This window comes from Micromonospora sp. NPDC048999, from assembly GCF_040649295.1.
Taxonomy (GTDB): Bacteria; Actinomycetota; Actinomycetes; order Mycobacteriales; family Micromonosporaceae; genus Micromonospora.
The window spans coordinates 1-14,466 of record NZ_JBEZFI010000030.1; the positions used below are offsets into that span (position 1 = coordinate 1).

14 protein-coding genes are annotated in these 14,466 nt (G+C 71.2%); 5 read left to right on the forward strand and 9 right to left on the reverse strand.

The window, feature by feature from the left end; all coding sequences use genetic code 11:
* Positions 1-173: 173 nt before the first annotated feature.
* Positions 174-764 (forward strand): TetR/AcrR family transcriptional regulator, encoded by a 591-nt coding sequence (locus tag AB0C02_RS24505; protein ID WP_357551138.1) that lies wholly within the window; start codon positions 174-176, stop codon positions 762-764.
* A 77-nt stretch (positions 765-841) separates the two neighbouring features.
* The gene (locus AB0C02_RS24510) at positions 842-2,284 is read left to right on the forward strand and encodes a DHA2 family efflux MFS transporter permease subunit (protein WP_357551139.1); all 1,443 of its coding nucleotides are present in this window, start codon (positions 842-844) and stop codon (positions 2,282-2,284) included.
* 38 nt (positions 2,285-2,322) lie between these two features.
* Here the strand turns inward: AB0C02_RS24510 and AB0C02_RS24515 are convergent, their stop codons facing one another.
* From AB0C02_RS24515 to AB0C02_RS24535, 5 genes are all read right to left on the reverse strand, one after another.
* The gene (locus tag AB0C02_RS24515) at positions 2,323-3,201 is read right to left on the reverse strand and encodes an alpha/beta fold hydrolase (RefSeq protein WP_357551140.1); all 879 of its coding nucleotides are present in this window, start codon (positions 3,199-3,201) and stop codon (positions 2,323-2,325) included.
* On the reverse strand, positions 3,198-3,425 hold the full coding sequence (locus tag AB0C02_RS24520) for a hypothetical protein (protein WP_357551141.1): 228 nt from the start codon (positions 3,423-3,425) through the stop codon (positions 3,198-3,200). The genes AB0C02_RS24515 and AB0C02_RS24520 overlap by 4 nt, the downstream gene beginning before the upstream one ends.
* The gene (locus AB0C02_RS24525) at positions 3,406-3,696 is read right to left on the reverse strand and encodes a helix-turn-helix domain-containing protein (protein ID WP_357551142.1); all 291 of its coding nucleotides are present in this window, start codon (positions 3,694-3,696) and stop codon (positions 3,406-3,408) included. The genes AB0C02_RS24520 and AB0C02_RS24525 overlap by 20 nt, the downstream gene beginning before the upstream one ends.
* 231 nt (positions 3,697-3,927) lie before the next feature.
* A complete protein-coding gene (locus AB0C02_RS24530) occupies positions 3,928-4,413 on the reverse strand; it encodes a DUF1992 domain-containing protein (protein WP_357551143.1) in 486 nt (161 codons plus the stop codon).
* A 136-nt stretch (positions 4,414-4,549) separates the two neighbouring features.
* On the reverse strand, positions 4,550-5,098 hold the full coding sequence (locus AB0C02_RS24535) for a GNAT family N-acetyltransferase (RefSeq protein ID WP_357551144.1): 549 nt from the start codon (positions 5,096-5,098) through the stop codon (positions 4,550-4,552).
* Between the two features lie 202 nt (positions 5,099-5,300).
* On the opposite strand from AB0C02_RS24535, the gene AB0C02_RS24540 reads away from it, so the two are divergent.
* The gene (locus tag AB0C02_RS24540; protein ID WP_357551145.1) at positions 5,301-5,951 is read left to right on the forward strand and encodes a LysE family translocator; all 651 of its coding nucleotides are present in this window, start codon (positions 5,301-5,303) and stop codon (positions 5,949-5,951) included.
* A 9-nt stretch (positions 5,952-5,960) separates the two neighbouring features.
* Here the strand turns inward: AB0C02_RS24540 and AB0C02_RS24545 are convergent, their stop codons facing one another.
* Entirely contained in the window at positions 5,961-7,967 is a 2,007-nt protein-coding gene (locus AB0C02_RS24545; RefSeq protein ID WP_357551146.1) for a beta-galactosidase, read from the reverse strand.
* 4 nt (positions 7,968-7,971) lie between these two features.
* A complete protein-coding gene (locus tag AB0C02_RS24550; RefSeq protein ID WP_357551147.1) occupies positions 7,972-8,910 on the reverse strand; it encodes a carbohydrate ABC transporter permease in 939 nt (312 codons plus the stop codon).
* 110 nt (positions 8,911-9,020) lie between these two features.
* On the opposite strand from AB0C02_RS24550, the gene AB0C02_RS24555 reads away from it, so the two are divergent.
* A complete protein-coding gene (locus tag AB0C02_RS24555; protein WP_357551200.1) occupies positions 9,021-10,145 on the forward strand; it encodes an RNA-guided endonuclease TnpB family protein in 1,125 nt (374 codons plus the stop codon).
* 124 nt (positions 10,146-10,269) lie between these two features.
* Here AB0C02_RS24555 and AB0C02_RS24560 read toward each other — a convergent pair whose 3' ends face one another.
* Together AB0C02_RS24560 and AB0C02_RS24565 are read right to left on the reverse strand one after the other, a co-directional pair.
* Positions 10,270-11,283, reverse strand: coding sequence for an ABC transporter permease subunit (locus AB0C02_RS24560; protein ID WP_357551148.1), 1,014 nt, complete (start codon positions 11,281-11,283; stop codon positions 10,270-10,272).
* Positions 11,280-12,947, reverse strand: a complete 1,668-nt coding sequence (locus AB0C02_RS24565; RefSeq protein ID WP_357551149.1) for an extracellular solute-binding protein — start codon at positions 12,945-12,947, stop codon at positions 11,280-11,282. Before AB0C02_RS24565 ends, AB0C02_RS24560 begins: the two co-directional genes overlap by 4 nt.
* Before the next feature lie 211 nt (positions 12,948-13,158).
* Between AB0C02_RS24565 and AB0C02_RS24570 the strand changes: the two genes are divergently transcribed.
* A complete protein-coding gene (locus AB0C02_RS24570) occupies positions 13,159-14,373 on the forward strand; it encodes an ROK family transcriptional regulator (RefSeq protein ID WP_357551150.1) in 1,215 nt (404 codons plus the stop codon).
* Positions 14,374-14,466: the final 93 nt, after the last annotated feature.

The following is a 14,466-nucleotide window of genomic DNA, read 5'->3' on the forward strand; positions in this document are numbered from 1 at the left end:
CATTCGGCCGGACCAGAACCAGCCACCTTGCCCGACTCGAACTCGCCACCTGAAAACGGCCTTACACCCCACTCCAGGCATTTCCCAACGGAGTCCTGAACGGCCGGGATTCCTCGCTGAAGCTCGTTGAACCGGCTGTTGCGCCCCTCACGCGCGCGGTAAATACTTACTGCATGAGTGACAGCCGGACCGCCCTGCTCGACGCCGCCGCCGAGGAGTTCGCCCGCACCGGCCTGCACGGCACCCGCGTCCAGGCGATCGTCAAACGCGCGGGCGTCAACGAACGCATGATCTACCACCACTTCGGCAGCAAGGAAGGGCTGTACGCCGCGGTCATCGACGAGCAGCGGGCCGCATTGGGGTCGGACTGGGCGCCGGTGCTCGACCGGGCCGCCACACTGGACCCGTACGAGGGGATGCGCACCGCCTTCGCCAGCTTCTTCGACATCCTGCGTGCCCGCCCGCGGCTGCTGGCGTTGATGATGCATGAATCGCTCAGCGGCACCCGACTGCTGTCCCTGCCCACCGCCGACCAACTGCCCAAGACAATCCGCGAGCTCTACGAACGCGGCCAGCACGAGGGCACCTTCCGGGCCGACTGCCCGTTCGAGATCGCGTACGCCACCGCGATGGGCGCGCTCGTGGCGTTGCAGATCTTCGCTCCCCGGTTCGCGGCGGTATCCGAGTCCGGGGCACCCGCGCTGCGCGACCGAGTGCTGGGGCAACTACTGGATGGCATGACCGGGCCGGTTTCCGGCCGCTGATCCAACCGCAAGGCGTACCGCGCGGGGCGAAGTCCGATCAGGCGCAGTAAGTGTTTACCGCAGAGGAGTGAACCGGGATGGACCAAACTGTGCAGCCGACCCCTCCCGCACCCACGCCGGGGATCCCACCGGCCCTGCTCAAACTCGTCGGCGTGATCATGCTCGGCGCGCTCGCCGTGCAGCTCGACGCCACCATGACCAACGTCGCGGTGAACACCCTGCTGCGCGAGTTCGACGCCCCCTTGTCCACCATCCAGTGGGTCGGCACCGGCTACCTGCTGGCGCTGACCACGATGATCCCGTTGACCGGCTGGGCCGCCGACCGGTTCGGCACCCGCGCGCTGTGGACAGTCAGCCTCGCCGGGTTTCTGGTCGGCTCGCTGCTGTCCGGGCTGGCGTGGTCCGCCGGCAGCCTCATCGCGTTCCGGATCGTCCAGGGCGTCGGCGGTGGCATGCTCGTACCCCTGGCGCAGACCATCCTCGCCCAGGCCGCCGGGCCGGAGCGCCTCGGCCGGGTGATGGCCGCGATCGGCATCCCCGCCATGCTCGGGCCGGTCCTCGGCCCGGTCCTCGGCGGCCTCATCGTCACTGACCTGAACTGGCGCTGGATCTTCTTCGTCAATGTGCCGGTCTGCCTGGTCGGGATGCTGCTGGCCCGCCGGGTCATGCCCGATGCCCGGCCGGCGCACGGCGCACCACTGGACCGGCTCGGCTTGGTCCTGCTGCCCCCGGGCTGCGCCGCCGTCGTCTACGGCCTGGCCGAGGCCGGCCGGCACGGCCGCTTCGACAACCTCGCCGTGCTGGTCGCGCTCAGTCTCGGCGTCGCGCTGCTGGCAGGTTTCACCCTGCACGCCCTGCGCACGCGCGGCGAGCCGCTGATCGACCTGCGGCTGCTGACCGAGCGGACGTTCACGGCCTGCGTGGCCGTGGTGTTCCTCTCCGGCATCGCCCTGTTCGGGGCGATCATCCTGCTGCCGATCTACCAACAGCAGGTCCGGGGCGCGTCCCCGCTGCACGCCGGGCTGCTGCTCGCCCCGCAGGGCGTCGGCATGGCGCTCGGGCTGATCATCGCCGGCCGGCTCACCGACCGGCTCGGCCCCCGCCCGATCGTGCTGGCCGGACTCGCGGTGGCCGCCGCCGGCACCGCCACCTACACCCAGGTCGGCACGAACACGAGTCAACTGCTGCTCGCCGCGGCGCTCGCGGTCAGCGGCGTCGGCATGGGCGTTACCATCGTGCCGGTGCTGGCCAGCCCGTACCGGGGGCTGCCGAAGCTTGCGATCCCCCGGGCGACCAGCGCAATCCGGATCTTCCAGCAACTCGGTGGAGCGTTCGGCGGGGCGGTGCTCGCCGTGGTGGTGCAGCGGCAGCTGGCCGACCACGGCCCGGCCGCAACAGCCGCCGCGTTCGGGGCGACGTTCTGGTGGGTGCTCGGGTTCACCCTTCTCGCGGTGCTCCCGGCGCTGCTGCTGCCGGCGTCCCGGCCACCGACGCAGGTGCGGGCCGGCGAGGCGGCCTGACCGGTCCAGGGGACTGAGGAAACGCTGCGGTCAACCTGTCAGGCATGGGGTGTACCTTCCCGCGTGAGGAGGAAGTCCAGGACCGGCTGGGCCTGGTTCTTGAGCAGGTGGCCAGCCTCCGGGATGAAAGTGACCGAGACACGGGGCGCGGCCTGCTGAAGACGCCGACGGGTGTCGTGGGAGTCAATCAGCCTGTCGCGGCCACCAACGGTGACCTGCACTGGCATGCTCAACGCCGCCAAGTCGCTGTCCGCGAAGACGGGCAGCTTTTCCCTCCGCGGGCGAAAGTACTTGTGGATGAGCATCACGTACTCGCCGAAGGCACGCTCCTGCGCCGTGGCCGCAGCGTGGGCTGGGGCGGGGCCCAGGGCCAGCTTCAGCGTCGTGCGCCGTCCCCAGTCCCCGAACGGCAGCAGGAACAGCGATGCGAGTATCACGCCCACTTTCTGGCGGCCGATTCCGCTGGGGCAGCGCAGCGCCAGCCTGTCCACCCGCTTCGGGCGGCGGATCGCGTAGTCGAGGGCCAGCCATCCACCCAACGAGGTCCCCATGAACGCGGCTCTCCCGACGTTCAGCGCGTCCAACACGTCATCCAGCCACAGCGCGTACGCGTCGGAATTCAGCGCGGGCCGCGAGGGAGCACTCAGGCCGGGCTCGCCGATCACGTCGATGGCGTAGACGCGAAAGTGCCGCGCCCACAGAGCCACGTCATCGGTCCACATCGCCGCATTCGCCCCGGAGCCGTGCAGCAGGACCAGGGGTGACGCGTCCTTGGGCCCGCTGGCCATGACGAAGGTCTCCCCCTGGCGGGTGGATACCTGCAGCCGCTCGGCGGGCACGGGCCACTGCTCCAGGAAAGCGGTGTACTGCTGCAACAGGACGCGAGCGCCGTCGTCCGATGTGTAGATGTTCTTCATTCCGGTTCCTCGCTCGGGGTGTCGATGACTTTCAGCAGGTCGGCAGCGGTGTTCAGGCCACCCAGGATGATGATCTTGAGGCTGGCTCGCTCCTCGTCGTAGACGGTCTCCACGCGCAGGTGGCCGCTTCCCTCCGCCTGACCCTGGCGCCTGCTCTGGACGGCGGCCATGACCGTGTTGATCAGGCGAGTAGCCGCTTCGGAGTCAATCGCGTCGATCTGCACGATGGCGGACCTCGACACAGGGCGTGCGGCGGGAGGGCGAGGGGCGGAGACGCCGGTGAACTCCTCCAGGTACGTGGATGATCCGGTACTGCCGGCCGACCCGGGCAGCTCTCAACCGCCCGTCCCGCACATACCCGCGAACAGTCCTGACGTGCAGGCCAAGCAGGCCCGCCACCTGATCCAGCGAGCGGTAGAGCTGCCGCTCCATGACGTCGACCCCGTTCTGAGCTCCAGCCCGCGATCCGAGCACCTCGTTACCCCTAACATGCATCAACAGAACCTACTGAGATGATTTTAGGGAGTGATAGGGAAGGTTCGGTAGTGCGGGGTGCCCGATCGGCGGTGACGTGGAGCTCACGGAGCGGAAGCGGCGCAGTTCCGAGAAGGCAGGAGCGGGCATCTGCCGACAGCAGAGAAGGATGCGCTGACGCTGGTCAGCGCCGGGTGTCACCGGGAGGGTCAGTTCGGCGATCGCCTCGGGGGGTCGCCCGACGACCGCAGATCAGCGGCGACGCCAGGGCAGCCGCCAGCGGCGACGCTCCGGACGGATCATGGCCGGGGTGGGCTCGGTCGCGACGGCGGCGACACGCTCGACGGCGGCCCGCTCGCGCTCGTCCCGCCAGCCTCGGACGGCCTCCTCGACGTTGACGGGACGGACCACCACCCGGGGGCCGCTCGGTGCCCGCAGGAAGTCGACGATATCCCGGTTCAGTGCGGCGATCACGGCCCGCACCGACTCCTCGGTGGGTAGGTCCCGCACCTCGCCGGGCAGCCGCTCCACCCGGCGGCGCAGCTGCAACGGGGTGGGCAACAACAGGTCTCCCGGGATCCGCTCCCGCTCCAGGAAGCTCTTGATCCACCACGACTCGTCGTACGGCAGGTTGCGCCCGGGGATCGGCTTGCCGGCGCCGGGCAGGTTGTCGAACTCGCCGCGCTCCTGCGCCGCGCGGATCTGCGCCTCGACCGCCGCTTCCCAACCAGCGACCACCGCCGTCACCTCCCGCACCCACCGTATCCGGCGACCCGGGCCAGGTCGGCGAGCGCCGGCCTTGGCACCGGGCCGGCCGACCGGTGACGCGAGATTCGCTGGCCGCGGCGCTGCACGCCCCGGTGACCGGCGCCGGTCAGGCGCGTTGGCGGACGTGGCGATGGCCGTCGCGGGGGAACGGTGGCCGGGCGGGCAGCACCTCCTGGAAGACGTAGCCGCTCTTCTGCGCCACCCGGCAGGAGGCCAGGTTGTCGACCTGGTGCAGCAGTTCGAGGCGGGTCAGCCCGGTGGCGGCGAAACGGGCGAACGCCCAGTCGCTGACGGCGTCGACCGCGCGCGGCGCGACCCCGCGACCGCGGGCGGCCGCCGCCGTCCAGTAGCCCACCTCGGCGTACGGCCGCCCGGGCGTCACCTCCTTGAGCAGCACCTGCCCCGCCAGCCGCTCCCCCTCGGGTGTCGCCTCCAGCACGGCGAAGCTGAACCGGCGGCCGGCGGCCCAGCCCTGCCGGCTGCGGTGCAGAAACGCGCGGGCCTCGACCGGGGTGGTCACCGGGTTCAGGGTCCAGCGCAGCAGCACCGGGTCCCGGTACGCGGCCAGTAGGGCCTCGGCGTCGCTGTCGTGCCAGGGCCGCAGCAGCAGACCGGACGCGGACGGGGTAGGCGGCGCGTTCAGCACGATCGACATGCCGACAGTCTGGCCCACGTCGCCGCCCGCGGCGGCCCCGCCACGGACCGAACAGCCGTGATCGCGGGGACCGCCCGCTGCTCACCGTTCGGCGCTGTGCCGCTGGTAGTGGCCGGCGACCCGCGCGGGTCGTGACGCCCATCACCGCCGCCGCATCCGGCGGGGCGTAGGGTCGGCGGCGGTACGGACCCGGGGAGGGCGTGTGGTCACGGTCGGTGCGGTGGTGGGAATCGCCCTGGTGGCGTTGGGTCTGGTGCTCACGCCCGGCCCGAACATGGTCTACCTGGTGTCCCGGTCGGTCGCCCAGGGCCGGCGGGCCGGGCTGATCTCGCTGCTCGGGGTGGCCGTCGGCTTCCTGGTCTACCTGGCCGCGGCGGTCGCCGGGATCGCCACGATCTTCGTGCTGGTGCCCGCCCTGTACCTGGCGGTGAAGCTGGCCGGGGCGGCGTACCTGCTGTGGCTGGCCTGGCGCACGCTGCGTCCGGGTGGCCGCTCGGCGTTCACGCCCGCGCCGCTGCCACCGGACCACCCCCGGCGGCTGTTCACCATGGGGTTGGTCACGAACCTGCTCAACCCGAAGATCGCCATCCTGTACGTGTCGCTGCTGCCACAGTTCATCGACCCGACGCGCGGGCACGTGGCGACGCAGAGCCTCCTGCTGGGGCTGACCCAGATCAGCATCGCGCTGACCGTGAACGGGCTGATCGTGCTGACCGCCGGCACGGTGTCGGCGTTCCTGACCCGCCGCCCCGGGTGGGCGCGGGCGCAGCGGTACGTGATGGGCAGCGTGCTGGCCGGCCTCGCGATCCGCATCGCCGCGGACCGGTCCCGGGCCGCCGTCGCCACACCCTGACCGCCGCCGTCAGCCGGGCGGCTCGCGGAGCACGGCGACGCCGCCGGCCGGCACGGTCACCGCGTCGTCGACCGGTTCGCCGGTGAACAGGTCGATCCCGACGGCGGGCACCCGTTGCGGCCGGTCGGTGTGGTTGAGCAGGAACAGCCAACTCCGGTCACCGTCACGGCGGCGTACCGCCTCCACCCCGGGCGGCGCGTCCGGGTAGACCGGGGTGACCCCGGCCAGCCGGGCGGCGTCGGTGAGCAGCCGCCGGTAGGTGTCGTCGTCGGGGCGGGTGGAGACGTACCAGGTGTGGGTGTCGCCGACCCGGTGCCGGGTCACCGCCGGTCGCCCGGCCAGCACCCCGCCGGCGTACGCGGCGACCGGCTCGGCCCCGGCCAGGTGGACGGTCTCGGTCCAGATCCGGCCGTGTCCGCCGCCGGTCAGCGGCACGTGGTCGCCGTTGGCGAGCGGGTGGAATTCCTCGACGCGTATGCCGAGCAGGTCGCGGAACGCGCCCGGGTAGCCGCCGAGACGGATCCGGCCGTGTTCGTCGGCGACCCCGCTGAGCCAGGTGACCAGCAGGTGGCCGCCGGCCCGGACGTGCTCGCGTACCCAGTCGGCGGTGGTGTCGGCGGCCAGGTAGAGGGCGGGCAGCACGAGCAGCCGGTACCCGTCGAGGGGGTCGCCGGGCAGCAGCACGTCGCAGGCGATGCCGGCCCGCCACAATGCGCGGTGGGCGGCGGCCACCTCCGCGTGGTGGTCGAGCCGCTGCGATGGCAGGCCCGGGTGTTGCAGGGCCCAGCCGCACGCGGCGTCCCAACCGATTGCGACGGAGGCCTCCACCCGGCCGGCGTCGACCTCGGCGAGCCGGCCCAGCAGGTCACCGAGACGGGCGGCCTCCCGGAACACCCGGCTGTCGGGGCCGGCGTGCGGCACCAGCGCCGAGTGGAAGCGTTCCGCGCCGCCGGCCGGGGCCCGCCATTGGAAGAACATCACCCCCCGGGAGCCGCGGGCGACGTGGGCGAGGCTGTGCCGGGTCATCCGGCCGGGTTCCTTGGTGTGCATCCGGCCGGCGGTGTGGATCTGGTTGGGCGCGCTTTCCATGAGCAACCAGGAGGCGTTCGCCGCGCCTCGCCGGTGGGCGCCGTGCCGGGCCCAGCCGCGGGCCAGGTCGGCGGCGAGCGCGGTCTGTTCCTCGGCGCCGCTGTCCACCGCCGACGGGTAGTGGTCGACGGCGACCACGTCCACCTCGGCGGCCCAGCGGGCGTGGTCGACCGGCACCCAGTCGCCGAGCACGTAGTTGGTGGTGACCGGCACGGCCGGGTTCGCCGCCCGCAGCAGGTCCCGCTGCTCGGTGTACGCGGCCAGCAGCGTGTCGGACCAGAATCGGCGGAAGTCGAGCAGTTGGCCGGGGTTGGCCAGGTACTGGGTGGCCCGGGGGGTGGTGATCTGCGCCCAGTCCGAGTAGTGCTGGCTCCAGAAGCTGGTCACCCAGGCCGCGTTGAGCGCGTCGAGGTCGCCGTACCGGTCGGCCAGCCAGCGGCGGTACGCCGCCTCGGTGTGCGGGCAGTGGCAGGTGGTGCCGTACTCGTTGTGCACGTGCCACAGGGCCACGGCCGGGTGGTGGGCGTACCGGTCGGCGAGCGCGGCGGCGATGCGACGCGCGGCGGACCGGTACGCGGGCGCGGCGGCGCAGTAGGTGTCGCGGCTGCCGTGGTGCAGCCGTACGCCGTCGGCGGTGATCGGCAGGGCGCCCGGGTGGGCCAGGGAGAACCACGGCGGCGGCGAGGCGGTCGGGGTGGCCAGCGCGGCCCGGATCCCGTTGGCGTGCAGCAGGTCGAGCGCCTCGTCGAGCCAGCCGAAGGTGTAGCGGCCGGGGGCCGGTTCGAGGCGGGACCAGGCGAACACGCCGACGCTGACGAGGTTGACCCCGGCGCGGCGCATCAGTGCGGCGTCCTCCCGCCAGACCTCGGCCGGCCACTGCTCCGGGTTCCAGTCGCCGCCGTAGCAGAGCCGGCCGTCGTCCCGCATCGCGTCAGCCCTTCACCGCGCCGGTGATCATGCCCTTGGTGAAGTGTCGCTGCACGAACGGGTAGACGATCACCGCCGGGATCACGGTGACCACCACGACCGCCATCTTGACCGCGAGGGTCGGCGGATACGCGGTCACCCCGGGAATGTTCACCGGCGTGCCGGATACGCTCGGTGACTGTCCGGCGAGGATGTAGCTCTGCAGCACCCGCTGGATCGGGAACTTGTCGTTGTCGTCGATGTAGAGCACCGCGTTGAAGTAGGTGTTCCAGTAGCCGACGGCGTAGAAGAGCCCGATCACCGCGATCACCGCCCGCGAGAGCGGCAGCATGATCTTCCAGAGGATCTGGAACTCCCCCGCCCCGTCGATGCGGGCGCTGTCGAGCAGCTCACCGGGCACGTTCATGAAGAACGCCCGGATCACCACCAGGTTGAACACGCTGATGGCGCTGGGCAGGATCAGCGACCAGAGGCTGTCCTTGAGCCCGAGCCCGGTGACCACCAGGTAGCTGGGCACCAGCCCGGGGAAGATGAGGAAGGTCAGCAGGAAGAAGAAGAGCAGGCTCCGGTGGCCGACCGACCCGGGCCGGGACAGCCCGTACGCGGCGAGCACGGTGAGCACCAGACTGACCGTGGTGCCGAGCACCGTGACCAGGGTGCTGATCCAGACCGCCTGGGTGATCTGCCCACCGCTGAAGATCGTCACGTACGCCGACGGGTCGATGCCGCGCGGCACCATCACCATCCCACCGACCTCGTCGATCGTCTTACGGGAGGAGAGGCTGGTCACCAGGACCGCCCACAGGGGAATGAGGACCGCGGCGACGAGCAGCACCAGCAGGGCGCCCTTGGCGGCCTGCCCGGTCGGTGAGGGTGGCTCTTCCCAGGCGGGCCGGCGGGAGCGTGGCCGGCGGACGCTCGGGCGGTCGAGTTGGCTGGTCATCGTTGTTGCGGCGTGGAGACCCGGTCGTTCAGGGCCGGGAGGAAACGCCGCTCCCTCCCTTCCGATGATTGTCTTACCTGGACGGTAGATTGCGTGGCGTGGGTGAGGTGGTGAAGCGGGCGTACAGGTACCGCTTCTACCCATCGCCTGAGCAGGCTGATCTTCTGAGCCGCACGTTCGGGTGTGTGCGTCTGGTGTACAACCGGGCGTTGGAGGCCCGTACCCGGGCGTGGGTGGTTGATCGTCAGCGCAGCACGTATGTGCAGTCTTCGGCGTGGTTGACCGAGTGGAAACGCGCGGATGAGTTGGCGTTTCTGAACGAGGTGTCGTCGGTGCCGTTGCAGCAGACGTTGCGGCATTTGCAGGCCGGGTTCGTGGCGTTCTGGGACAAGCGGTCCCGGTATCCGAGGTTCAAGTCCAAGCGCAAGTCGCGGGCGTCGGCCGAGTTCACCCGCTCGGCGTTCCGCTGGCGTGACGGCCGGCTCACTCTGGCCAAGATGAACACCCCGTTGGACATCGTGTGGTCGCGGCCCCTGCCCGAAGGAGCCGAGCCGTCCACGGTGACGGTGTCCCGGGACGCCGCCGGCCGCTGGTTCGTGTCCATCCTGGTCGAGGACCCGGCCGTGGCACCGCTGCCACCCGTTCCCGGGGAGGTCGGGGTGGATGCGGGCATCACCAGCCTGCTCACCCTGTCCCGCCCGATCCCCGGGGTGAGCGACGAGGAAGGGAAGGTGGCCAACCCGCGTTTCGGGCAGGCCGACCGGCGCAAGCTGGCCAAGGCCCAGCGGGACCTGGCCCGCAAACAGAAGGACTCCGCGAACCGGGCGAAGGCCCGGCTCCGGGTGGCGCGGATTCATGCCCGGATCGCCGACCGGCGGCGGGATCACCTGCACAAGCTGACCACTCGACTCGTCCGTGAGACTCAAACGGTCGTGATCGAAGACCTCAGCGTGCGTAACATGCTGCGCAACCGCCGCCTGGCTCGCGTCATCTCCGACGCGAGCTGGTCCCAGTTCCGCAGCATGCTGGAGTACAAAGCCCAGTGGTACGGGCGTGAGGTGATCCCGATCGACCGGTGGTACCCGTCGTCCAAGACCTGCTCGACGTGCGGACGCATCAACACCACCCTTGCCCTCAACGACCGCGTCTGGACGTGCCCCGGCTGCCAAACCGGGCACGACCGGGACATCAACGCTGCCAGGAACATCCTCGCCGCCGGGCTGGCGGAGAGGTAAAACGCCTGCGGAGCTGGTGTAAGACCTCAAGGGAAGAAGTCCTCCCGGACGGGCAGTCGGCGATGAAACAGGAAACCTCACGGGCGACCGTGAGAATCCCGGTCCCTTCAGGGCCGGGAGGATGTCAAGATTTGGAGTAGACCCCCTGCTCGCCGAGCCGGTGCGCGACGTGGTTGGCGGTGAGGATCAGCGCCAGCCCGACCACCGCCTTGAACAGGCCGGCGGCGGCCCCGAGCCCCCATTGTTGGGTGGCGATTGCTTGGTAATAGACGAAGGTGTCCAGCACTTCGGCGGCGTTTCGGCCGACCGCGTCGCGTTGCAGGATGAACTGTTCGAAGCCGACGGAGAGCGCGTCGCCGAGGCGCATGATGAGCAGCAGCACGATCACCGGACGTAGACCGGGCAGGGTGATGTGCCACAGCCGGCGCCACCGTCCGGCCCCGTCGGCGGCGGCCGCCTCGTACAGGTTCGGGTCGATCGCCGCGAGGGCGGCGAGGAAGACGATGGCGCCCCAGCCGATGTCCTTCCACACCGCCTCGGCGGTGACCAGGACGATGAACCCGTCCGGGTTGGTCATCACGTTCCAGGGCTGCAGGCCGGCCTGGCGCATCTGTTGGGCCAGCAGCCCGGCGCCGCCGAGCATCTGCACGAAGAACGTCACCACCAGCACCCAGCTGAAGAAGTGCGGCAGGTAGACGACGCTCTGCACGAGGCCGCGCAGCCGGCCGGAGACCAGGCTGTTGAGCAGGATCGCCAGCAGGATCGGCAGGGGGAAGAAGAAGACCAGCTGGAACGCGGTGATGGCGAGGGTGTTGCGGACCGCGCCCCAGAACAGCGGGTCCCGGAAGAGGGCCTCGAAGTTGCCGAAGCCGATCCATTCGCTGTGCAGGAACGCGTCGATCGGGTCGTTGCCGACGAACGGGTTGTAGTCCTGGAAGGCGATGACGTTGCCGAGGGTGGGCACGTAGTGGAAGACCAGCAGCAGCGCCGCGGCCGGAGCGGTCATGGCCAGCAGCGGCCAGTCGCGGGCCAGCCGGGCGCGCAGCGTCCGTCGGGCCTTTCTTCGCGTACGCCCCGGCGGTGCGGCCGGGGCGGCCGCCGGCGTCTCCACGACGCCGGCGGTGCCCTGCGTGGTCATCGCCCGTTGTCCGAGAGCGCCTTCTCGAAGAACGCGCGCCCCTCCTCGCCGCCGGTGGTGAGGAACTCCTTGCGGACCGCTTCCAGGTCGGTGAGCGGCCGGCGGCCGCGCAGGATGTCGAGGATCTTGTCGTCGGTCGGCTGAAGGATCTTTGACCAGTTGGCGGGCAGTTCCAGCTTGATCCCGGCGAACAGGTCCTTCTCCATCAGGCCGATGTTCTTCTGGTAGTAGCCGATGTAGTCCTGTACGTAGTTCGGGGTGTCGGCGCTGCGGACCTTCACCGGCATGCGGCCGCCGATGTGGGTGTACTGGGCGCCCATCTCCTTGCGGCCCAGCTCGGTGGCGGCGGGGCTGCCGTCGGCGGCGCGGGTGAAGTGCTTTCCCTCGACGCCGAACTCGCGCAGCTCGAACTCGCGGCTGCCGAACGGGGCGGCGCACCAGTTGAGCACCCGCAGCAGCTCTTCGACGCGGTCCTTGCCGAGGCCCTTCTTGATGAAGGTGAAGAAGATCGGCTTCTCGCTGCCCCAGATCAGCGGTTGGCTGCCGCCCGCGCCGAACAGCGGCAGCGGCTGCATGTCGAAGCTGGGCAGCACCTGGGTCTGCTCGCTCTGCATGCCCTGCCAGGCGCCGAGGCCGTCCTGGTACATCAGGATCTTGCCGGCCTTGAACAGTTGCTTCTCGTCGGCGCCCTTGCTGGCCACCGTGTCGGGGTGGACCAGGCCGTCGGCGAACAGCTTGGCGGTGAACTCCAGGGCGGCGGCGAACGCGGGGTTCTCGAACTTGTGCTCCAGGCCGCCGTCGGGTCGCTTGCGCCAGGTCTGCTGGCAGCCGAAGAGCTGCTGCACCATGTCGAAGACGCTGCCGAAGGCCCACACGCCCTTGGCCGGGTCGGTGGCTTTCTTGCCGAGCTCGTACAGCTCGTCGGGGCTGGTCGGCGCGGCCAGGCCGGCCCGGTCGAACAGGTCCTTGCGGTGGAACAGCGCCCAGGCGAACGGGCCGTCGGTGGGGAACGGGACCGCGGCCAGCCGGCCGCCCCAGACCGAGTACTCCCAGGCGCCGGTGGGCAGCGCGGCGAGGTACGGGTAGGCCGCGGCGGCGTCGCCCTTGAGGTGGTCGGTGAGGTCCTCGAAGAGCGCCTTGACCGCGTCGGAGAATCGGGCGATCTTGTCGACCTCCCAGTTGGGCACGCTGAGGATGTCCGGCACGTCGCGGGCGCCGAGCATCGCGTTGAGCTTGTCGGCGTAGGTGTTGCCGTCCTGCAGGCTGGGGTCGACGTCGACGCCGAGTTTGGCGTTGATCGCCGCGAGGTAGGAGTTCTTTCCGAGGGTCGGCGGGGTGGGCCCCCACCACGGGCTCATGGTGCGGATGGCCGGTCCACCTCGGCCGGGCTGTTCGGTGACCGCGTCCGCCAACTGCCGGGGGTAGCTGAGGTAGCCGTCGGGGATCGGCCCCTCTCCGGGTACGTCCGGCTTGAGCAGCACGGCCGGCTTGTGGGCGGGCAGCACCGATCGGATGGCGTCGGCCTTGGTGGCGGTGCCCTTGCTGCCGGCCTCCTTGCTGCACGCGGCCAGGGCGCTGCCGCCGAGGGTGGCGGTGGCACCGAGGCCGATCAGCCGCAGCAGGGTCCGGCGGTCGGTGGATGCGCCCGGCAGGGACGGCTTCACGGCGCACTCCCTTCATCGTGGTGGGTTTGCCGAGGACCAGGAACGGGATAGCATTAGTTGGGGTTCTAGCCGAACAAACTAATCCACGGTGATCCCGCCCACAAGACAGCGCAGCACCCCGGACGGTCGATCCGGGCCGACCGCGGAGGTAGGCGATGATGGAGGCCGCACCACCGGGAACGGCAGCGTCGGCGCAGGAAGCGGGCAGCGAGTGATCAGCATCCACACCCCACCCCAGCCCACCGACCTCGGCGACGTCCGGGTGGCCAACCGGGCCGTGGTCCTGCGGCACGTCCGGCTGCACGCGCCCTGCTCCCGGGCCGACATCGCCGCGCACACCGGGCTCAACAAGGCCACCGTCTCCAGCCTGGTCACCGAGCTGATCGAACGGCGACTGCTGCGCGAGACCGGGCTCACCGAGAACCGGATCGGGCGGCCCGCCACCATGCTCGTCCTCGACGGCGAGCCGTACGCCGGGCTCGGCCTGCAGGTCGGCGCCGACGAACTCGTGGTGGTCGCCGCCGACCTGGGCGGCAACCGGCTGCTCACCTGGCGACGCGCCTTCACCGCGCCGACCGTCACCCCGCAGGAAACCGTCCGCGCGCTCGCCGCCCTGGCCCGCCGGGCGATCAGCCGGGTCACCGGGCAGGGCCGCAGCGTGCTCGGTGTCACCGTGGGCGTACCCGGGCTCGTGGGCACCGACGACGGGATTCCCCTGGCCCCCGCGCTGGGCTGGCGCGACGTGCCGCTCGCCGCCGAACTGCGCCGCGCGCTGCGGGATCCGAGCTTCACCGTCGGCGTCGACACCGACGCCAACCTCGCAGTCCTGGCCGAGCAGCGGCACGGCGCGTACGCCGGTACGGCCGACCTGGTGCACCTGACCGGCGGAATCGCACCCGGCGCGGGGCTGGTCAGCGGCGGCCGGCTGCTGCGCGGCGGCCGCGGCTTCGCCGGCGAGATCGGCCACGTGCCACTGGACCCGGCCGGACCGGCCTGCGCGTGCGGCCGACGCGGCTGCCTCGCCGCGTTCATCGGCGTGGACGCCGTGGTCCGCCGGGTCCTGCCCGACGCCGCACAGCACGGCCCGGTCGTCGACTACCTGCCGGAGCTCGACCAGATCCAGGCCCTCGCCGGCTCCGGCGACGACGTCGTCCTGACCGGACTGGCCGAGGTCGGCCGACGGCTCGGCCACGGGGTGTCCATCCTGGCCAACCTGCTCGACCCGCAGGTGGTCGTGGTCGGCGGCCACCTCGCGGCGCTGGCCCCCTGGCTGCTGCCGGCGGCCCGGGCGGAGCTGGCCGCCCGTACCCTCGCCGCCGGCGGATGCCGGCTGGAGGCCAGCGACCTCGGCTCCGCGGCGACCGCGCTCGGCGGCGCCACCGCCGCCCTGGCCACCGTGGAGGCCGGCCGGCTACCGACCGCCTGACCTCGCCGGTCAGTCCGGCAGCGCACCGGGCCTTGACCGGATCGGCGCACGGTGCCAACCTCGGTACCGCCACCCCGTCACCAGGGCAGCCGG